This window comes from Methylobacterium sp. D48H, from assembly GCF_053345715.1.
The window spans coordinates 206,085-225,684 of sequence record NZ_JBKFAP010000005.1 but is presented as its reverse complement, the minus strand read 5'-3'; the positions used below and the strand labels follow the sequence as shown (position 1 = coordinate 225,684).

General features: G+C 70.9%; 13 protein-coding genes and 2 pseudogenes. 8 read left to right on the top strand and 7 right to left on the bottom strand.

Features of this window, described 5'->3' with window-relative positions:
- The first annotated feature begins 18 nt into the window (after positions 1–18).
- The 5 genes from ACLBX8_RS12780 to ACLBX8_RS12760 all read left to right on the top strand — a co-directional run bounded on the left by ACLBX8_RS12780 (position 19) and on the right by ACLBX8_RS12760 (position 6,910).
- Complete coding sequence (locus tag ACLBX8_RS12780) at positions 19–804, top strand: ImuA family protein (protein ID WP_427507976.1); 786 nt, start codon at positions 19–21, stop codon at positions 802–804.
- On the top strand, positions 731–2,416 hold the full coding sequence (locus ACLBX8_RS12775; protein WP_447699105.1) for a Y-family DNA polymerase: 1,686 nt from the start codon (positions 731–733) through the stop codon (positions 2,414–2,416). The genes ACLBX8_RS12780 and ACLBX8_RS12775 overlap by 74 nt, the downstream gene beginning before the upstream one ends.
- Positions 2,413–5,697 (top strand): error-prone DNA polymerase, encoded by a 3,285-nt coding sequence (locus tag ACLBX8_RS12770; protein WP_447699106.1) that lies wholly within the window; start codon positions 2,413–2,415, stop codon positions 5,695–5,697. Before ACLBX8_RS12775 ends, ACLBX8_RS12770 begins: the two co-directional genes overlap by 4 nt.
- A gap of 56 nt (positions 5,698–5,753) precedes the next feature.
- On the top strand, positions 5,754–6,218 hold the full coding sequence (locus ACLBX8_RS12765; RefSeq protein WP_447699107.1) for a hypothetical protein: 465 nt from the start codon (positions 5,754–5,756) through the stop codon (positions 6,216–6,218).
- A 65-nt stretch (positions 6,219–6,283) separates the two neighbouring features.
- The gene (locus tag ACLBX8_RS12760) at positions 6,284–6,910 is read left to right on the top strand and encodes a Uma2 family endonuclease (RefSeq protein ID WP_042675400.1); all 627 of its coding nucleotides are present in this window, start codon (positions 6,284–6,286) and stop codon (positions 6,908–6,910) included.
- Between the two features lie 146 nt (positions 6,911–7,056).
- On the opposite strand, the gene fae is transcribed toward ACLBX8_RS12760, so the two are convergent.
- Positions 7,057–7,596: a formaldehyde-activating enzyme gene (gene fae / locus ACLBX8_RS12755; RefSeq protein ID WP_020092273.1), complete on the bottom strand. Its 540-nt coding sequence runs from the start codon at positions 7,594–7,596 to the stop codon at positions 7,057–7,059.
- Between the two features lie 320 nt (positions 7,597–7,916).
- On the opposite strand from fae, the gene ACLBX8_RS12750 reads away from it, so the two are divergent.
- Entirely contained in the window at positions 7,917–8,132 is a 216-nt protein-coding gene (locus tag ACLBX8_RS12750) for a hypothetical protein (protein ID WP_020092272.1), read from the top strand.
- Positions 8,133–8,150: 18 nt separating this feature from the next.
- Here the strand turns inward: ACLBX8_RS12750 and ACLBX8_RS12745 are convergent, their stop codons facing one another.
- Positions 8,151–8,600 carry a hypothetical protein gene (locus ACLBX8_RS12745; protein ID WP_026604787.1) on the bottom strand — a complete coding sequence of 150 codons (450 nt, stop codon included), beginning with the start codon at positions 8,598–8,600 and terminating at the stop codon, positions 8,151–8,153.
- 249 nt (positions 8,601–8,849) lie between these two features.
- Here ACLBX8_RS12745 and lexA point away from each other — a divergent pair, with 249 nt between their 5' ends.
- Positions 8,850–9,578 carry a transcriptional repressor LexA gene (gene lexA, locus ACLBX8_RS12740; RefSeq protein ID WP_020092270.1) on the top strand — a complete coding sequence of 243 codons (729 nt, stop codon included), beginning with the start codon at positions 8,850–8,852 and terminating at the stop codon, positions 9,576–9,578.
- Here lexA and ACLBX8_RS12735 read toward each other — a convergent pair.
- The 5 genes and pseudogenes from ACLBX8_RS12735 to ACLBX8_RS12715 all read right to left on the bottom strand — a co-directional run.
- Positions 9,572–11,008: pseudogene (locus ACLBX8_RS12735) on the bottom strand (ComEC/Rec2 family competence protein); the annotation flags it as partial. The gene lexA and the pseudogene ACLBX8_RS12735 sit on opposite strands and share 7 nt — an antisense overlap.
- 634 nt (positions 11,009–11,642) lie before the next feature.
- A pseudogene (locus tag ACLBX8_RS12730) lies at positions 11,643–12,251 on the bottom strand (tyrosine-type recombinase/integrase); the annotation flags it as partial.
- A 566-nt stretch (positions 12,252–12,817) separates the two neighbouring features.
- Entirely contained in the window at positions 12,818–13,225 is a 408-nt protein-coding gene (locus tag ACLBX8_RS12725) for a helix-turn-helix domain-containing protein (protein ID WP_447715266.1), read from the bottom strand.
- A 553-nt stretch (positions 13,226–13,778) separates the two neighbouring features.
- Positions 13,779–14,015 carry a hypothetical protein gene (locus ACLBX8_RS12720; RefSeq protein WP_447715265.1) on the bottom strand — a complete coding sequence of 79 codons (237 nt, stop codon included), beginning with the start codon at positions 14,013–14,015 and terminating at the stop codon, positions 13,779–13,781.
- Positions 14,016–14,025: 10 nt separating this feature from the next.
- The gene (locus tag ACLBX8_RS12715) at positions 14,026–16,023 is read right to left on the bottom strand and encodes an AAA family ATPase (RefSeq protein WP_447715264.1); all 1,998 of its coding nucleotides are present in this window, start codon (positions 16,021–16,023) and stop codon (positions 14,026–14,028) included.
- A gap of 629 nt (positions 16,024–16,652) precedes the next feature.
- On the opposite strand from ACLBX8_RS12715, the gene ACLBX8_RS12710 reads away from it, so the two are divergent.
- Positions 16,653–19,598: a helicase-related protein gene (locus ACLBX8_RS12710; protein ID WP_447715263.1), complete on the top strand. Its 2,946-nt coding sequence runs from the start codon at positions 16,653–16,655 to the stop codon at positions 19,596–19,598.
- Positions 19,599–19,600 lie beyond the last annotated feature (2 nt).

Genomic DNA, 19,600 nt, shown 5'->3' with positions numbered 1-19,600 from the left:
CCAGCATGACCGGAGCCGATGGAGATGGGGCTGGACCCTGCCGACGAGACCGAGGCGGCGATCGCGCGGGGCGATCCCCGGGCCCGGCTGGCGGTCCTGCGGGCGCGCCTCGCGCCGCCGGATCGCGGCCGGGATCCGGCCCCGGTCCTGCCGCTGGGCGTTCCGGATCTCGACGCGCACCTGCCGGGCGGCGGTCTCGCCCTCGGGCCGCCCCACGAGATCGCGCCGGCCGAGCCCGCGGACGCGATCGCGGCCCTGGGCTTCGCCCTGGCGCTCTGCGCCCGCCAGCTCGCCCGGGAGCCGGGGGAAGCGCTGATCGCCGCGGCGCCCGGCCAGCCCCTGCCCTACGGGCACGGCCTCGCCGGCCTCGGCCTCGACCCCGGCCGCCTGCTGCTGCTGGAAGCCGGCAGCGACGCGGAGGTGTTCCGCGCCCTGGAGGCGGCCCTGCACGCGCGGGCGCTCACGGCCCTGATCGGCCTCCTGCGGGACGGGCTGCCGCTGAAGCCGGGCCGGCGCCTGCAGCTCGCCGCGGAAGGGCCGGCGCCGCCGCTGCTGCTGATCCTGCGGCCGGCGCCGGCCAGCCTGCCCAACGGGGCCGCCACGCGCTGGCGGATCGCCGCCGCGCCGGCGGCGCGGGACCGGTTCGGGACCCTGGACAGGCCGCGCTGGCGGGCGCGGCTCGAGCGCTGCCGCAACGGGCGGGGCGGCGACTGGCTTCTGGAGTGGGACCATGCCGCGCATCGTCTGCATCTGCCTGAGCCACTGGCCGGTGACGCGGCTGCGGCGGGCCGGTCTCGCGCCTGAGCGCGGCCCCCTCGCGGTGGCGGCCGAGGGGTCCGGCGGGCTGCGGCTCGTGGCCCTCGACCCGGAGGCCCGCGCCCTCGGCCTCCGGGTCGGCGAGCCCCTCGGCCGGGTCCGGGCGCGGATCGGCGTGCCGCTCCAGGTCTACCCGGCCGACCCGGAGGCCGACCGGGATGCCCTGCTGCGGCTCTGCCGCTGGGCGAGCGGCTACGCGCCCCACGTGGCGCCGTTCGGGCCGGGCGAGGCGGCGGACGGGCTCTACATCGACGTCGCCGGCGCGAGCCACCTGCGCGGCGGCGAGGCGAATCTCGTCGCGGACCTGGCCGCCCGGCTCGCGCGGAGCCGCGTACCGGCGGGGATCGCGCTGGCCGACACGCCCGGCGCCGCCTTCGCGCTGGCGCGGCAGGGCGGGCCTGATCCGGTCGTGGTGCCGCCGGGCGGGGCCTCGCAGGCCCTGCGGGCCCTCCCGGTGGACGCCCTGCGCCTCGATCCCGGCACGGTCGCGGGCCTGAAGCGGCTCGGCCTGCGCCGGATCGGCGAGCTCGACGCCCTGCCCCGGGGGCCCCTCGCCCGCCGCTTCGGCGCGGCGCTGCTGCTGCGGCTCGACCAGGCCCTGGGCCGCCGGCCCGAGCCGCTGGCGCCCCTGACGGAGGCGACCGCCTACGCCGCCGCCCGCGGCTTCCTCGACCCGATCGGGCGGCAGTCGGACATCGTCCGGACCGCCCGGGACCTGATGGCGGAGACCGCGCCGCGGCTGGAGCGGGACGGGCTCGGCGCCTGCGCCCTGCGCCTCGGCCTGCACCGGGTCGACGGCGCCCTGCGGGTGATCGATCTCGGCCTGTCCCGCCCCGAGCGCGATCCTGAGCGGGTCGCGGCCCTCGTCGCCCTGCGCCTCGACCGGCTGGGCCCCGCCCTCGACGCCGGCTTCGGCTTCGAGACGGTGGCGCTCGCCGTGACGGTGACCGGCCCCATGCCGGCCCGCCAGACGGATCTCGGCGCGGCGGCCCCGGGCGACGGGATCGGGTTCCTGGCCGACGCCCTGGCGCAGCGCCTCGGGCGGGCGCTCCTGCGGCTCGAGCCGCGGGCGAGCCACCTGCCGGAGCGGGCCGACCGGAGCCGCGTCTGGGTTGCCGGAATGGGGCACGGACCGTCGACCGATCGAGGCGTCGGCCGGCCACGGGCGCCTCTCCCGCCCCCCGCTCCCGAACGGGAGCGGGGGGCGGGTGCGCTCCTTCAGCGTCGGCGTTCAACCGTGATGGCTGAGCCTTCCGGCCCAGCGGCGGAAGAGGAGGCACGCACCGGCGCGTCCCCCTGGCCCGACCACCTCCCGCCCCGCCCCCTGGTGATCTTCCCCCGCGGCGAGGCCGCCCTCGACGTGCTCTCGACCGTCCCGGAGGGGCCGCCCCGGCGCTTCCGCTGGCGCGCCCGGGTCCACCGCGTCGCCCACGCCGAGGGGCCGGAGCGGATCGCCGCCGAATGGTGGCGCGCGCCCGGCGCGGATCGCGATTACTACCGCATCGAGTGCGAGGCCGGGCACCGGCTCTGGCTCTACCGCGACGGCCCGCACGCCCCTGATCGCCCGGCCGCGTGGTACGTCCACGGGCTCTTCGCGTGAGCGGCCCCGCCTACGCCGAGCTCGCCGTCACCACGAACTTCTCCTTCCTGCACGGCGCCTCGCATCCGCAGGACTTCGTTGTGCAGGCGGCGTCCTACGGCCTCGCGGCCATCGGCATCGCCGACCGCAACACCGTGGCCGGCGTGGTCCGGGCGCATGCGGCGGCGCTGGCGCTCGACCAGGAAGGCACACCGATCCGGATCCTGCCGGGGGTGCGCCTCGTCACCGAGGAGGGGTTCGAGGCCGTCACCTACCCGATGGGCCGGGGCGCCTGGGGGCGCCTCTGCCGGCTGCTCACCCTGGGCAACCGGCGCGTCCGCAAGGGCGCGTGCCGCTTCTCCTTCGCCGAGATGGTGGAGGCCGCCGAGGGGCAGATGTTCATCGCGATGCCGCCGGCCCGGCGCCTGCCGGAGGGGTTCCGGGCGCGGCTGGAGGCGCTGGCCGCCGCCGCCCCGGGCCGGACCTTCCTCGGCGCGAGCCACACGCGCCGCGGCGACGAGCGGCGGCGCCTCGGGCTGCTCGCCGAGCTGGGCGCGGCCTCCGGCGCCCCGATGGTCGCGGTCTCGGACGCGCTCTACCACCATCCCGAGCGACGCCCGCTGCAGGACGTGGTCACGTGCATCCGCGAGGGCTGCCGGATCGGGGAGGCCGGCTACCGCCTGGAGGCCAATGCCGAGCGCCACCTGAAGCCCGCCGCCGAGATGGCGCGGCTGTTCGCCGACCACCCGGAGGCGCTCGCCCGCACCGTCGAGATCGCGCAGGCCTGCGCGTTCAGCCTGTCGCAGCTGCACTACGAGTACCCGGACGAGCCGGTGCCCCCCGGGCGCACGCCGCAGGAATACCTGGAGGAGAAGACCTGGGAACGGGCGCGCTGGCGCTACGGCGGCGAGGTCCCGGACGGCGTCGCGGCGACGCTGCGCGAGGAGCTGCGGCTCATCGCCAAGATGAAATACGCCCGCTACTTCCTGACCCTGTTCGACGTGGTCGAGTTCGCCCGCGGCCGGGGCATCCTGTGCCAGGGCCGCGGCTCGGCGGCCAATTCCGCCGTGTGCTTCTGCCTCGGCATCACCGCGGTGGACCCGTCGAAGCACCGGCTGCTCTTCGCCCGCTTCATCTCGGAGAACCGCGGCGAGCCCCCCGACATCGACGTCGACTTCGAGCACGAGCGCCGCGAGGAGGTGATCCAGCACCTCTACGCCCGCTACGGCCGGGAGCGCGCCGCCCTCTGCGCCACGGTGATCCACTACCGGCCCCGCATGGCGATCCGCGAGGTCGGCAAGGTCCTGGGCCTGACCGAGGACGTGACCGCGGCGATCGCCGACACGGTCTGGGGCTCCTGGGGCACCGGCATGCCGGACCAGCACGTGCGCGAGGCCGGGCTCGACCCGGAGAACCCGGCGATCCGGCAGGCGCTCGACCTCGCCCACCAGCTGATCGGCTTCCCCCGCCACCTGTCGCAGCATGTCGGCGGCTTCGTGCTGACCCGCGGCCGCCTCGACGAGACCGTGCCGGTGGGCAACGGCGCCATGGCGGACCGCACCTTCATCGAGTGGGACAAGGACGACATCGACGCGATCGGCCTGATGAAGGTCGACGTGCTGGCGCTCGGCATGCTGACCTGCCTCAAGCGCGGCCTCGATTTCTTGGAGAAGGATCACGGCACCTTCTACGAGACGCTGGCCGACCTGCCGCAGGACGATCCCGCGACCTACGCGATGCTGACGAAGGCCGATTCCGTCGGCGTGTTCCAGGTCGAGAGCCGGGCGCAGATGTCGATGCTGCCGCGCCTTAAGCCCAGGGAGTTCTACGACCTCGTGGTGCAGGTCGCGATCGTGCGCCCCGGCCCGATCCAGGGCGACATGGTCCATCCCTACCTGCGGCGACGCTCCGGGATCGACCCGGTCGAGTACCCGGCCCCGCACCCGGATCACGGCCCGGCGGACGAGCTGAAGGAGGTCCTGCAGAAGACCTACGGCGTGCCGCTGTTCCAGGAGCACGCCATGCAGATCGCCATCACGGCGGCGGGCTTCACCCCGGCCGAGGCCGACGGGCTGCGCCGGGCGATGGCGACCTTCCGCCACGTCGGGTCGATCGGCGGCTTCGCGGACAAGTTCGTGGGCGGCATGACCCGCCGGGGCTACCCGCAGGACTTCGCCGAGCGCTGCTTCGCGCAGATCCGGGGCTTCTCGACCTACGGCTTCCCGGAGAGCCACGCGGCGAGCTTCGCGCTCCTCGTCTACGCCTCGGCCTGGATGAAGTGCCGGCACCCCGACGTCTTCCTGGCCGCGATCCTCAACGCCCAGCCCATGGGCTTCTACCAGCCGGCCCAGCTGGTGCGCGACGCCCGGGCCCACGGGGTCGAGGTGCGGGGCGTCTGCGTCAACGCCAGCGACTGGGACTGCACCCTGGAGCCGGCCGGGGATCCGGCGCTGCACGCCGTGCGGATCGGTCTGCGCGTCGTGCGCGGCCTGCCCGAGGCCGCGATGCGCCGGCTCGTGCGGCTGCGCGCCAACGGCTACGCCAGCATCGAGGGCCTGCAGGCGTCCCTCGCCCTGCCCCGCAACGCCCTGGAGCGGCTGGCGGAGGCGGACGCGTTCCGCTCGCTCGGCCTCGACCGGCGCGCCGCCCTGTGGATGGTCCGCACCCTGGAAGGGACGTCATCCCGCAAGGCCGCCAAGGCCGATGCGAGCGAGCGCCGCGCCCATCTTCTCGACGCACCCCTGCCGCTCTTCGCGTGGCACGCCGATGACGGCCTGTTCCGGCACGAGCCGGCGGTGGACCTTCAGCCCCTGGCCCCGTCCGAGGCCGTGGCCGAGGATTACGCCGCCACCGGCCTGTCGCTCCAGGGGCACCCGGTCGCGTTCTTCCGGGGGCGGCTCGCCCGGATCGGCGCGATTCCGGCCCGGGCCCATCTCGATCCGGCGCTGCCCCAGGGGGCGCGGGTCACGGTGGCGGGGCTCGTGCTGATCCGCCAGCGGCCCGGCACCGCCAAGGGCGTGGTCTTCCTGACGCTGGAGGACGAGACCGGTATCGCCAACGTGATCGTCTGGAAGACCGTGTTCGAGGCGAACCGCCGGATCGCCATGCAGGCGCGGTTCCTCGCCGTGCGCGGCCGGATCCAGCGGGCGGACGGGGTGGTCCACCTCGTGGCGGAGGGGTTTCGCGACCTCACCGCCGCCCTGCGCGACCTGCGCGAGGCCGGCATGAAGCTGCCGCCCGAGAACACGGATTTCGGCGTGCCCCCGGACCGGCGCGTGTTCCCCAGCCGGGATTTCCACTGAGGCCGGCACTTCGACCAGCCCCTCGACAGGCCCCGCGCCGCGCGTAGAGTGCGGCGATGTCGAGCTTCGCCGTCCCGCGCCTCCTCCTCGCCGCCTGCGCGGCCCTGCCCCTCCTGGCGGAGGCCGCCCGGGCCGACAGCTGCGACGACCTCACCCGCCAGATCGCCGACGCGATCGGCGGCCGGGTCGGCAAGCGCGCCGGGCCGAGCATCGACATCCGCGTGGCCGGCCCGATCAAGTTCGACGTCACCTGCCGGGCCGAGCCGATCGTTCAGGCGACCTCCGCCGAGCCAAGCCCCTCGGCGACCTTCTTCCGCGACCTGTCGGTGGCCTCCGAGATCCTCGTCGGCCAACCGGCCGCGACCGTCGAGCCGATCATCGCCAGCGCCTACCGGACCGCGCTGGCGGAGCGGCGCAAGTCGTTCATCCAGCAGAACGGCTGGTCGGCCTCCTGCTACACCGACCCGGGCAGCAGCACGATGCGCACCCTGTGCTCGGTGGGGCGTATCCCGCCGGGTTAGGCGCCCTTGACCGGGCGAACCGTCGGCGGAATCCTCGATCTCCGTCGACTCGGCCCTGGCTGCCCATGACGACTCTCAAGACCCCGCCCATCCACAGGACCGATCCCCATCGGGGCTTCCGGGACTTCATCGAGACGCGCCCCGATGAGGAGAAGTGGGAGCTCATCGAGGGCCAGATCGTGATGCAGGCCCGGCCGAGCCTCATCCATCAGGTCGTGGTCGTGAATTTCCAGCGCCTGCTGAACGCGGCTCTGGAGCGGTCGGGCTCGTCGTGGATCGCCATCCACGATCCCGCCATCGACCTCAGGCCGTTCCTCACGGGACACACCTACGTCCCGGATGTCGCGGTCATCGATGCGGCGACCATCGAGCCCGACCAGAACGTGGTCGAGGGCTGTTACCTCGCTGCCGAGATCCTCTCGCCGAGCGATCACCGGAAGCTGCCCGGTACGCACCGGACGAAGATCGACGTCAAGCGCGCGGGCTACGAGGCGTTGCCGCTCTGTCAGGCCGTGCTTCTGATCGAGCAGAGGAGCTGCGCACTGTCTCTTTCCGTGCGCAGCGGTGAGACTTGGACCCGCACCCGCCTCACCGGGGATGATCGTCTGGCGCTCCCCGTCTTCGGCCTCGAGTGTGCCGTGGCCGATCTCTACGCACGCACGCCCGTGGGGCGTGCGTCGGGACCGGGTTGACCCACAAACCATCGAAGGAACCGGGCTGGCCCCCTCCTTGCCAGCGCAGCGAAGCGATCCAGGCGGCGCCACGGTCACCGAACGCGCGCTGCCCCGACGCGCTTCGCCGCGCGATGACGGGGCGGCGTGCCCCGCCGAGCGGCCGCTCAGTACTCGATCACGCCGTCGAGCGCGTAGTGCTTCACGGTCTTCCGGTTGGCGATCAGCTCGTCGACCGTGGGCTCGCCCTTGAGGGCGCGGGCGATGGCGAGTTTCGTGGCCTCGTAGTTGGTCCGGTAGAGGTCCTTCTGATCGAGGTTGTCGTCCTCGGCGCAGCGCTGATCGAGCCAGATCATGATGATCATGCACAGCTCGTCGAGCCCGTCCTTCGGCAGGATGCCCTCGATGATGCAGTCCACGATCGCGTCGCCGGTGGCGGCCTGGACCACGCCGCCGAGGAGCTCGGCATACTCGGCCGTGTGGATCGTGACCTTGGTGGTCATCATCGTGGCCGGGCGCACGAGCTGGTTGAGGTCGCGCACCACGAACATCCGCGTGTGGCCCTGGACCTGCCCCATCATCGACGCGAAGGCCTGACCGACCGGGCCGCGCACCGAGCCGATCAGCACCTCCGGCATGGCGTCGGTGTACTGGCCCTCGGCCGCCAGCACCGTGGCCTCGCCCGTGCGGAACCAGATCTCTTGCATGTTCGAACTCCACCTGATCGGAGCCAGCGGGAGACATCATCGGCGGCCTCGCGTCAATCGCCCCGAAGCCGGCCCCCATCCCGGCCGCCCCTGCCCTCGCCCGCGCCGCGGCGCGGGCGCAGCCCCGTGCCGCCCCGTGTCGCCGCGATGCGGCCGCCGGCATCCGCGACGGCGCGCATCTTAACCCCTGCGCGGCCTGTGGCCTTGAGGAACGCGGACAGGCGAGGCAGGGAAGACCGGAGCGTGGCTCCGGGAGCGGTCCCGGGCCTGGCCGTTCCGGTGGGCGCGCGGCGCCGTGCCGGGCATGCGGGAGGAACACGATGGCGGAGAGCACGGACCGGGGCTCCGGCTGGAGCCTTCAGGCGAGCGCCGTGCCCGACGGGGTGCGCCTGGAACTCGCCCTCGCCGACCTCGGCGGTGCGCCGGTCACCGCCGCGATCGTGCTCGACCGGACGGAGGCCCGGGCCTTCGCCCGCGCCCTGCTGGCCGCCGCCGGCGACGCCGCGGAGCGGACCTTCCCGAAGCCGGGCGCCTGAGGACGCGCCGCCGGCCGGTCAGCGCACGCCGAGGCCCGGATTGCGGCCCGGCAGGCGGGGGACCACGGTGCCGCGCTTCTCGATCGGCGCGTCGCAGGCGTAGGCGAACTCGGTCTTCAGCGGATCGAACACGGTCTCGCCGGTGATCCGGCAATCCTCGCGCACGGTCTCGTCGAGATAGGCCCGGGCGGCGGTGCGGAAGCGCTTCACCCGGGTGGCGCCCGGCTCCGGATCGATCCGGACCTCGCTCAGGTTGCAGCCGGTATACTCGCGCAGGGCGTTGGACACGATCAGCATCCGGCGCAGCTGCCGGTTGTCGTAGACCTCGTAGGGCTCCTTGCAGCCGATCGTGACGACCTGGGGAGTGAGCGCCACGTAGTTCCGCGAGATGTAGGAGAATCCGGTGGTGCAGCCGGCAAGGCCGAGGGCGGCGAGGCCGAGGGGCAGCAGAGCTGCGGGTCGTCGCATCCTCGTCATTCCAAGAGGGTCCCAGCCCGCGCCCCGGATCCGCCGCCTTCCCGGCGGGGCGCCGCGATGCATTGAAACGGCTCCGCTTGCGCCGTCAATGCGTTTCTCGACCTTCTCCCGCGGGCGCGCCGCGGAGCGCCGGGCCGAGCGGTGCCGCTCTTGCGGAACACTTGCGGAACGTTTAACCTGTTCGTGATTTGTTTCGGAGACCGTCACGTGGCGGTCCGCCAAGCCGCGAGTCCCCCGTCGATGCTCACGCGCAAGCAGCTGGACCTCCTGCGATTCATCCAGAGCCGGATGCAGGAATGCGGTGTCCCGCCGTCGTTCGACGAGATGAAGGATGCCCTCGATCTCAAGTCGAAATCCGGCATCCACCGGCTGATCACGGCGCTCGAGGAGCGCGGCTTCCTCCGGCGCCTCCCGAATCGGGCGCGCGCCATCGAGGTGATCCGGATCCCCGAGAGCCTGACCCAGGCCGCTCCGGCGACTCAGGCCCCCGCCGAGCCGCGCCGCTTCACGCCGAGCGTGGTCGAGGGCGGTAAGTCCAAGCAGCCGCCGGCCCCGGCGAGCACGCGGATGATCGACGAGTCCGGCCGCGCCATCTCGATCCCGGTCATGGGCCGGATCGCGGCCGGTACGCCCGTCTCGGCGATCCAGAACCAGAGCCACGCCATCACCCTGTCGCCGGACTTCGTGGCCGGCGGCGAGCACTACGCCCTCGAGGTGCGTGGCGACTCGATGGTCGAGGCGGGCATCCTGGACGGCGACCTCGTGGTCATCCGCAAGCAGGAGACGGCCAATACCGGCGACATCATCGTGGCGCTGATCGACGACGAGGAGGCGACGCTCAAGCGCCTGCGCCGCCGCGGCTCGTCGATCGCCCTCGAGGCCGCCAACCCGGCCTACGAGACCCGCGTGCTCGGGCCCGACCGGGTCCGGATCCAGGGCCGCCTCGTGAGCCTCGTCCGCCGTTACTGAAGCGGCTCGGCCGGCGCGTCGCCGGGGGCGAGGTCTCCGCCCGGCGCGGCGTCGGCCTCCGGCGTCGCGGCGACCCCGTCCTCCGCGGGGCGGTCGCCCGGCTCCGCGGTGACCGGCCGCGGCGGTCTGGGCCCGCGCCCGGCGGCCGGCCGCCAGGGCACGGCGCGGCCGTCGTCCCGGGCGTAGCGCGCGGCGAAGCCGTCGCCATCGGTCCGGAGGGCCACGGCCCCGCGGGCGGCGAGGACGCGCCGGTCGATCACCAGCGGCCCCGTGCAGGTAGGCGGCGCCGCGAGGCCCGTGATCAGCACCGCGGCGCGGGCGCAATCCTCCGGGAAGGCCCGCCGGTCCCGGACCAGGGCGACCGCCCGCCCGTCCGGCAGCCGGGCGGTGCAGCCGAGCCGGTCGCAGCGCCCGCTGCCCGACCGGACGATCAGCGCCGCGGACCGCCGCCCGTCGCCGTCCGCCTTCAGCCACTGCTCGAGGACGAAGCCCGAAGGGCTGCCGAGGGCCGCGAGCCGCCCGTCCGGGCCCCGCACCGCGGCCCCCGCGCCCTGCCGGTCGACGTAGAGGTCGTAGTGGTCGGGCCGGGCCGCGAGGACGAGCCCGAGCAGGACCGGCGGCACGGCGAGCCAGCGCAGGCGCGAGGCCGGCAGCGTCCCCAGCAGCAGGCCGGCGGTCAGCAGGGCTAGCGCCCCGGCGCCGAAGGCCGGCAGCACCAGGACCGCCCGCTCGAACCCGGCGATCCAGTCCGAGATCGCCAGCATCCCGGCCACCGCCTGCCCCATCAGCCACCAGACCGGCCGGTCGAGGGCGAAGGGATAGGCGAGGCAGCCGATCACCGCGGCGGGCATCACCACCAGGGAGACGAGCGGCAGGGTCAGGGCGTTGCCGACGAGGCCGAAGGGCTGGACCGTCTGGAAGTGGTAGGTGGCGAAGGGGGCCGTCGCGACCTGCGCCACCAGGGTCGTGGCCAGGGTCCCGGTGATCGCCGACAGGCCGGTCCCGACGAGCCGCCCGATCCGCCCGGCCCCCGGGCGCACGAGCAGCCGCCCGTCGATCAGCCGCGCGCAGGCGATCAGCCCGGCCACGGCGCCGAAGGACATCTGGAAGCTCGGGCCGAGCAGGCCCTCCGGCTCCCGGGCGAGCGCGATCAGCGCCGCGAGGGCGAGGTTGCGCATCGACAGGGCCGGCCGGTCCACCAGGATCGCGCCCAGCATGATCAGGGTCATGATCAGCGAGCGCTCGGCCGCGATGTCCCAGCCCGAGAAGGCGCAGTAGGCGGTGACGCCGACCATGGCGAAGCCGGCCGCGATCTTCTTGATCGGCCAGAGCAGCGCGCAGAGCGGCACCGCGGCGAGGAGCGCCCGCACCAGCCAGAACACCACGCCGGCGGCCAGCACCATGTGGAGGCCCGAGATCGACACCACGTTGTTGGTGAATAACCGGCAGCTGCTGTGAATTGCGTGGACGTCTTTCACGGCGTGACTTCAGCTTGTCCGTTCGTACCGATCCCACTGTCGCTCCCGCATCGTAGGACGATGCGAAGAGCTCCCTGAGCGTCCGCTTGGCTGGCCGAAGCCTGATGGCATGCGCGAAGGCCTGGATCAGATCCGCCGAATGTCTGGGCGTGGCAGGGATTTCAAGGATCAAAGGCTGTGCAGGATCCGCGGGAATTTCGCGGGATTCGGTGTGCGGAAGCGCGCCGATCCCTGCGTTTCCAGGGAAATGGAGATGAATGACAAATGGCTGAAGGACGCTTGGCTTTCGGAAAAAACCGCCATCATCAAAGTGACTTAAGTTGAGTACCTCTCCGATCGCCGGATCGCCCTCGTTATACGGCTCTCGGCGCGGCCGGGTGGGCGACGTGGACGAGAATGGCGCGTCCTCCGAATGGTTTACGCCTTTGGACGGCTCCTCTCCGGGAACTGCCCGGGAAAATCCTAACCGGGCCCGTGGCGAGCCGCCAGGCCGGCCGCGCAGGCGGTCGTGCCGGTCGCGCAGGCCCTTCTCGTAGGCGTTGGTCGCGATCATCGCCTCGCGCAGGTCGTCGGTCGTCACGTGCGCATAGACCGCGGCCGTCGTCTTGATGTCCGCGTGCGTCAGGAGCTTCTGCGCCTTCGTGATGTCCTTGGTCGCGCGCAGCACCAGGGATCCCCTGGTCCGGCGCAGGTCGTGGAGCCGCAGGTCCTTGATGCCGACCCGCTCCTTGATCCTCCGCCAGTACGCCCGGAACGTTTGGTTGTTGAGCGGGTAACGCTTCCCGCGCTCCAGGAGCTTTCCGTATCGCGGATAACGACACGTGCGGTGGGCAACCAGCGTGAAGACCGCGGTCGGGTGCCGGTCGGGGCGGTTCCACTCCGTGAGCAGGATCCGCTCCAGGGCCGGCGTGATCGGGATCTCCGCCGACTTGCGCCGCCTCTCCGGATCCTTTCTCTTCCGACGGCGGCTGCCGGCGGGCGCCTTGACCTTCAGCCGGATGACGCCGGTCACGAAGTCGACCTGTCCCCAGGTGAGCTCGACGCCGTTGGTGAGCCGAAGGCCACTCTCGAACAGGAACTCCAGGGCCGGCCAGAGGTCCTCGCGCCAGACCTCGGCGATGCGGTCGAGCTCGTCGATCGAGGCCTCGCGCCGTCGCGGGTCGTCCGCGAGGGTGTGCCGCGGCCAGTCCGGCATGTCGGGCAAGTAGAACTTCCAATCCGACACCGCGTGCCGCATCAGGCGGCGCAGCGTCTTCACATGGGCGTCAACCCGGTCCTCGCTGATCTTGCCGCGCTTCGGATCGCCCCAGGCGTCCATGCTTTCCAAGGCGGAGATCAGGCGTACGACCGCGGCATCGTCGATGACGCTGAGCATCGTGCGCTCGCCGAGGACGTCGACGAGGTTGTGCAGGCGCCGCAAGGTGTCGTCGCGGCCGACGTCCAGGTGGGCCTGCGTGGCGTAAAACCGGTCGACCGCGGTCTCCAGGGTTGCGTCCCGCTGCCTCGTCGGCACGCCAGGCCCGCCGTGGACCCGGATGTGCAGGACCTTTTGCTCCTCGCGATGGTCCCTGGCGTACCGCTCGGCCTCGTCCTTGCGCGTACGCCCGGTGTCGCCGTAGTGACGCGTCCCCCAGAGCACGTAATCGTAAACCCAGGTCTTCCGGCCGGGGGGCAGGTAGACCCACTTCCCCTTGGTGGCGCCGCTGGTGTGGCCCGCCCCGGCCTTCTTCACGTTCGCCTTGCGCACATCCCCAGCCATGGTCAGTCCCTCCCCCGGTCGGCGGCGCGGGCGCGGCGCTGGGCGATGAAGGTCCCGGTCAGCGGCGCATGCGTAAGGCGTCCACCCTTCCGGCGCGGTGCCGGCGCGGTGCCTGATCCGAAGGCGCCGGCCACCTTCCGCGCCTCGACGAAGCGGTCGAGGTCCTCGTCGAGGACCCTCAAGTCGCGACGCATGGCGCCGCGGCCGACGTTCACCGCGGCCAGGCTGCCGTCGGCCACGTGCATCTCCACCTGGCGGGGCGAGATGCCGAGCCGTTCGGCCACCTCGTCGAGGGTGAAGGCCCGCTCGAAGTTGAAGGCGACCTCGTCGCCTGGGAGGGGCCCCGGCCCTTCGGGCAAGGCTCCGCCGTCGCACGCCACCGAAGGCGCACGCGTCTGCATCGCGAACATTTCCGTTTATCCTCGTCCGTCCCCGCATGGGGACCGTCTGCATGGATGCCGCCCCTCGCAGGGCGGGCCTTCTGGAGCCGCCGGCCGGTGACTTGGCGGCGGTGGGCGGGGCGCCAGATCCCGGCGCCCCGAGGCTTTGCTAGGCCGGCCGAGGGACGGGAGTCGAGTCCCCTGGGCGGAGGTCGAAGCCGTTGCGCGGCGGCTAATAAAACCAAATAAAACAGGTACTTAAGCCGCTTAAAGGACAGAGCGCTCTATCCTTCCATGGATCCTCCGGCGGGCTCCTGCCCGACCGCCCGGACCCGGTCGATCCGCAAGCTGGGACTGCGTTTTTTCGCCGGGAAGGAATGAGGCCCTATTCCTTCCCGTGAAGGTCGTCCGTGCCATCCAAAAGGATCGATGGCGGATCGCCAAATCACGATCACAAACGCGTGATTTTGGCGTCGCGATCCGTCCCGGCCGTTTCCTGGGCGACCGGGGGCGGGACCCCGTCCGGCGGGACGCCGGCCAGGGATCCGCCACGGAGCCGCCGCCCGATGCTCCGGAGGCGGGATCATTCGGGATCCCCCGGGTCCCATAGGTCCGCGTCGAGCCGCCTCGCGGTCGCGGACACCCTGACGCCGGACGTGGGCGGACGCTCGCGTGCCTCCAGCATGGCGGCACGGCGTTCGGCCTCCGCGAGGGCGACCGTGCCGAGCGCCGAGAGGACCGCCTTCACGCTCCGCTCGAAGGGATCTTCTCCGAGTTCGGCACGGAGGACGGCGAGGCGGCGGAAGATCTCGCCGACCATGGTGTCGTTCTCAAGCGACATCGACGCCTCCCGCCATGGCCTGCGGGCGGATGCCCTGGGTCGCCAGGATCTCGCGTACGGCCTCGCCCGTCAGGACCCTGTCCGTCACGAGGCGGTCCGCGATCGCGGTGATCGCCGGCTGGTGTTCGCGGACGCAGCTCTCCGCACGCGCGTGGAGCCGCCGCAGGTCGGCCTCGACCTTCGCCCGCAGGTCCGCGTCGAGATCGAGGAGACGCCAGGTGTCCTCGGCCCGGCCCCGGAAGAGCAGGGATCCTCCGAGACCGTATGCCGTATGGGCCATCGCCACGACGATCGTCGCGGTCGCGAGATCGCTCCCGTGGACGCCGCCGGCACCGGAGTTAGGCTGCCCGGACAACGCGTCCTGGGCACGACCGGCCAGGGTCGCCACAACGAAGTCGTCGAGTTGGGCTCGCGTCATGATCGCCGACGCGTTGAGCCTTCCCCGGGTGACGCCGGCAGATGTCGCCCGGAGCGTGATGTCGACGATCCTGATCCTCGCGACCCCGAGGCTTTCGCTCACGAGGGCATGTGCAGCTTCGTGCTTGGCAATGAGCCGAAGGAGTTCCGGCGGGCGGTCGTCGGGCGGGGCGACCTGCGCCGCGAGGTCTGCGAGCACCATCGGCCGGCGCTGGGCCCTTGCCGTCTGCCGCGCTCCCTTGACCCACCCCGCCGCCTGCGCGCCGGTCGCGCCGACGCCGAGGCGGGCGATGCCGCCGAGGTCGGTGTCGCGGAGATCGTCGCCAAGGTGTTGCCGGATGATCCCCGCCAGGGCCTCCGCATCCGGCGGCTCGATGACGATCAGAGGATGCAGGCGTCCGGGCCGAAGGAGCGCTGGGTCGATCCTTTCCGGATGGTTCGTGGCGCCGATGATGACGAGCCGCGACGCTGGCCCGGAAGCCGTCCCGTCAAGGCTGATCAGCAGGCCGTTGATGATCGGAAGCCAATAATCCCTGCCCCTGTTCGACAGTTCGTTGCGGTTCGGCAAGCCGTCAAGCTCATCGATGAATAGTATGGCCGGTGATTGAGCCGCGGCCGAGGATATGACCCTCAGCGCTTCCTTGAGGACGGCGTCCAGATGTCCCGAAGAATTACTGAACCAATCGCCGACACTGGTCGAAAAGAGCGGAAGTCGCGCCGTCTTCGCCAGAGACCTCACGAAGCTGGTCTTGCCAAGGCCTGGACTGCTCGCCATGCAGCATGTCCTAGATACCTCGGCCCAGCTGAGGGTTCCGGCTCGCCAAGCCTCCAGGTCGCGGAGAAACGCTTCCGCCCACGTCATGACCCGGCCATAGCCGTGCAGCTCGCCGAGGGGTGGTACGTCGCGGAGATCGTCGCCGCCGAACTTGGCCCGCGACGCGGCGACCAGCCGCCTGACGCACTGTCCCGGCGTCGATCCGAGGCGGATGGCGGTGCAGATATCGTCGTACGAAAGGCCGGCGGCGAGGTCCGGCGGAAGGCTGCGGGGCCTACGGCCGGTCGCCAGGCGGATCACCGTGGCGAGTTCCCGGTTACCCGGGGGCCTCAGCTTCACCCGGACGTCCGCGGCCGAGACCAGGACCTCCGGGAGGAAGCGTTCCGGCGCCGTCGAGATGCCCAGCACGCCGTGACCCGCAGCGAGCGTCTGGGCGACCCGGTCGTTGCCCTCGGTCGGACGATCGTGGCGCGGGGAGCTACCGGAGCGGCTTACAACCGTCTCGAAATAGCCCAGGGAGCGCATGATCGCCTCGACCTCAGGCGCCCAATCGGGTGTCGGGATCTCGACGATCACGGCGACGCCGTCCCGGCGGATCCGCCGTAGCTCGGGTGCACCGATCGCGGCGTCGATCGCGATCTGCGCGAGCCCTTCCTGGGGGAGCCGGAGGCCGTTGTCGGGCGGGACGTGATCCCGCGCGATATCGTCGAGGTCGACGATGAAACCGGCTGGTTCGGGCTCGGGGCCCGTGTCGCGGGCGGCGCGCGTCGTTTGCGTCGTAGTGGACTTGCTCATGGCTGCCTCCGTCGCGAGGCAGCCGGGCGCATCCGCGCGCCGGTCAGGCCCCGGGGGGTGTCGTGTCGATGGTGTGGGATGGCGCGCGCGACCCGGACGAGGCCGGGAGCGCCGCCGAGGGGCGGAATCGCCGAGGGGCCCGTTTTCGGGTGGAGTGCTGGTTCGTCATGGGATGGCCGTCGCTGTGCCCGAGCCGAGGCTCAAGGGCGCTAAGTCGGTCCGGACGATGCCGGGAAACGTCGCCCTGAACCGTCGGGCGATGCGGAACAGATAATGAACAATTGCGGCGGCGGTCAACGCCGAAATTCGAAATTTCTACAGGTTCGATATGACTGCGGTGGACAGCGGGGACATCCGAAGTCGCCGTCCGGTCCGGCCGGAAAAGGCGCTCGTCCACCCCTGAGGTTCTCACTCTCTGCCGCTAAGGGTCGCCCGCATTCGAAATCCAATTCGCCGCCAGGTTGCAATTCTTGAACGAATCCGGTGGCACTCGGCATCGATCGAAGGTACGACCTCACGGTGGAGAGCGCGTTGAGCCAGCCATGGATTAGCCGGACTGAACGTGCGGGTGCAGGTGCGCGCGCCGTTGCTTTTTCGCTCCCCAATTCAGTCGCTTAGCCTTGGTTGCCATGCCACGTGGTTCGCTCGTCGCCGGCGCCCGCATCCGTGTCCGTGATGCGGAATGGGTCGTTTCCCACATCGACCGAAACGCAGTGTCTGGGGCCCTGGTCCATGCGACAGGCCTCTCAGGCATCGTCCGGGATAAAGAAGCGATTTTCGTCGAGGACATCGAGCGCAAACGGGGACGGGGCATCGAGGTCATCGACCCGGCCGAGGTGACGCTCGTGGCGGATGGCTCGCCGGCATACCTCGATACGATCCTCCACCTGGAAGCAGCCCTCCGCAAATCGGCACCAACCGGTGACGCAATCCAGGTGGCGGGGAAGGCCGCCATCGATGATCTCGACTTTCAGCTCGACCCCGTCAGGCTCGCTCTAGGCGCGCCCAGGGCCCGTATCCTGATCGGCGATGATGTGGGGTTGGGAAAGACGCTGGAGGCGGGGCTGCTCGCTTCCGAGTTGGCGCTTCGCCGTCGTGCCAAGCGTATCCTCGTGGTCGCCACGAAAGCGATGCTGACCCAGTTCCAGCAGGAATTCTGGACCCGGTTCTCTATCCCGCTGGTCCGCATCGATAGTGCTCGGATCCGTCAGATCCGGACCCGGATCCCCCTCAACCACAATCCCTTCGACCAGTTCGACAAAGCCATCATCTCGGTCGATACGCTAAAGAACGATCTCCAGTACCGGACCGCCCTTGAGACGGCTTGGTGGGATCTCATCATCATCGACGAGGCGCACAATGTCGCCGAACGGCGCAAGGCCGGGGGTGGCCGTAGCCAGCGGAACGAGTTGGCGGAGAGGCTGGCGTCGCGGTCGGACGCCCTGGTGCTCCTGTCGGCCACGCCGCACGACGGATCGCGCAGCAGCTTCGCCAGCTTGATGCGGATGCTGGATCCGACGTCCATCGCCGATCCTGAGAATTACGGGCCGGACGATATCAAGGGTCTTTTCGTCCGCCGCTTCCGGACCACGCCGGCGGTCAAGGCCGCGATCAAAAGCAAGGTCAAGGATAGGGCAACATCCCGGCTCGGGTTCGCGCCCTCGCCTCAGGAGGAAGCGGCGTACGAAGCGCTGGCCCAGCTCTCCCTGGCCGAGGACGAGACCGCCCGGAATAAGGGGCAACGTCTATTCAAGACGCTTCTGGAAAAGGCGCTGTTCTCCAGCCCAGCCGCATGCGCCGAGACCGTGCGGAAGCGGCTGAAGGCTTTGGATGCCGATGCGTCGCCCGGGGCCCTCGCAGACAAGGCGGCCCTCGGGAACCTGCTCGCCGCGGTCGATACGATCGATGCCCAGACGTTTTCCAAGTACGTCACGTTTCTCCGGCTGTTGAAGGACATCAAGTGGTCGCCCCGTAAGAAGGACGATCGCATCGTCGTCTTTTCCGAGCGGATCGCCACGATCGAATGGCTCGGCGAACACCTGCGCCGCGACCTCGGGCTTTCAGACGAGCAGGTCCGCACCTTGCACGCGTCGGGACCCGATGCCGACAGCAAGGCGCAGGAGCTCGTGCGCGACTTCGGCTTGGATAAGTCTCCGGTCAGGATCCTTCTCGCATCGGACATGGCCTCCGAAGGGCTTAACCTGCACTACCTCTCGCACAAGCTGGTGCATTTCGACCTGCCCTGGGCCCTCCTGACGTTCCAGCAGCGGAACGGTCGCATCGACCGCTACGGGCAAGAGCGGCAGCCCCACATCTGGTACCTCGTCGCCGAGCCGGCCGAGCCTAAGATCCGCGGCGACCTGCGTGTCCTCGAACGGCTAGTCGAGAAGGACAACGCCGCCCAGGATAACATCCGCGATCCTTCCGCTTTCCTCGGTACCAACGATGAGAAGGAACAGGAGGATGTCGTCGCCGCTGTGATCGAAAGCGGTAAGTCGGATGAGGTCTTTTCCGCTGAGATGGATGCCCGGGCGGCCGCCACGGCGGACGTCAATGCGGAGGATCCCTATGCCTCGCTAGAGGCGTTCTTCGGCTTGGCGCAGGCGGATGCGCCGGCGTCGGCGGGACCGGCGGAGCGCAAGGCCGGCCGGCCGTCCATGTTTCCCGACACGTTCGGCTTCGCCGAGGCCGCCTTCGCACGCATGGAGGCTATGGGGGCGACGCTCCGGTGCGAAGTAGACAAACTCGATCGGGTGATCGCGCTACCCATACCTGACGACTTCCGCGAGCGCTCCGATTTCGGCGGCCGGGCGGCTCGCGCCATCAACGCGCGTTTCATGCCTCCGGAGGCCGAGGCCCCGGACGGGATGCTGCGACTGACCGATAATCGGTCCCTTATGAATGACCGGATCAAAACTTCCCGACAGGGCGCTGGTGGCGGCTGGCCCGATATTCAGTATCTCTGGGATGCGCACCCGGCTGTCGACTGGCTCGCCGACAAGATCGGGGGCGTGTTCGGCCGTCGCTCCGCTCCAGTGGGCCGTCTGTTCAACCGCCTCGACAAGGGCGAAGCGGCCTTTGTCTTCAACGGGGTGGTTCCGAACCTCAAGGGTCAGCCTCTGGTCGACGAGTGGCCTGTGGTCACGTTCCGGGACGGCGCCTACGCAGGCACTGAGGCGGTTCGGGACTTCATCGCGCGTATCAAGCTTGGCACCGGCGAGATCCCGAACGTCGGCCAGACGGCAGTCGACGATTTGCAGACCTTGGTGCCCGAGGCGGTTCATCAGGCCCAGAACTTCGTCCACGCCGCCCGCAAGCGTTACCAGGGCGAAATGGATACCGAGTTGCTGGAGCTCGCCGATAGGCACGACGCCTTGCGGGCCCGACATGACAAGGTCCTCCAGCTGCGGTTCGAAGGCATGGAGGCGACGGCCCCTCAGCAGAAGAGGAAGGCCGATCAAGAAGCAAGGTTGCGCAAGACCTTCGAGGGCTGGTGGGACTGGGTCAAGCAGACCCGCGAGACGCCCGACAATGCCAACCCTTACGTGCGCCTCGTCGCAGTCTTTCGGGGATAAAA

What these genes read in the sequence shown, in the direction of transcription:
- ACLBX8_RS12720 (WP_447715265.1), bottom strand. Translation starts at nt 14,015, where the DNA reads ATGGTCGGCGAGATCTTCCGCCGCCTCGCCGTCCTCCGTGCCGAACTC.
- ACLBX8_RS12760 (WP_042675400.1), top strand. Translation starts at nt 6,284, where the DNA reads ATGACGACTCTCAAGACCCCGCCCATCCACAGGACCGATCCCCATCGG.
- ACLBX8_RS12750 (WP_020092272.1), top strand. Translation starts at nt 7,917, where the DNA reads ATGGCGGAGAGCACGGACCGGGGCTCCGGCTGGAGCCTTCAGGCGAGC.
- ACLBX8_RS12765 (WP_447699107.1), top strand. Translation starts at nt 5,754, where the DNA reads ATGTCGAGCTTCGCCGTCCCGCGCCTCCTCCTCGCCGCCTGCGCGGCC.
- ACLBX8_RS12710 (WP_447715263.1), top strand. Translation starts at nt 16,653, where the DNA reads ATGCCACGTGGTTCGCTCGTCGCCGGCGCCCGCATCCGTGTCCGTGAT.
- ACLBX8_RS12780 (WP_427507976.1), top strand. Translation starts at nt 19, where the DNA reads ATGGAGATGGGGCTGGACCCTGCCGACGAGACCGAGGCGGCGATCGCG.
- ACLBX8_RS12775 (WP_447699105.1), top strand. Translation starts at nt 731, where the DNA reads ATGCCGCGCATCGTCTGCATCTGCCTGAGCCACTGGCCGGTGACGCGG.
- ACLBX8_RS12745 (WP_026604787.1), bottom strand. Translation starts at nt 8,600, where the DNA reads ATGCGACGACCCGCAGCTCTGCTGCCCCTCGGCCTCGCCGCCCTCGGC.
- fae (WP_020092273.1), bottom strand. Translation starts at nt 7,596, where the DNA reads ATGCAAGAGATCTGGTTCCGCACGGGCGAGGCCACGGTGCTGGCGGCC.
- ACLBX8_RS12715 (WP_447715264.1), bottom strand. Translation starts at nt 16,023, where the DNA reads ATGAGCAAGTCCACTACGACGCAAACGACGCGCGCCGCCCGCGACACG.
- ACLBX8_RS12725 (WP_447715266.1), bottom strand. Translation starts at nt 13,225, where the DNA reads ATGTTCGCGATGCAGACGCGTGCGCCTTCGGTGGCGTGCGACGGCGGA.
- lexA (WP_020092270.1), top strand. Translation starts at nt 8,850, where the DNA reads ATGCTCACGCGCAAGCAGCTGGACCTCCTGCGATTCATCCAGAGCCGG.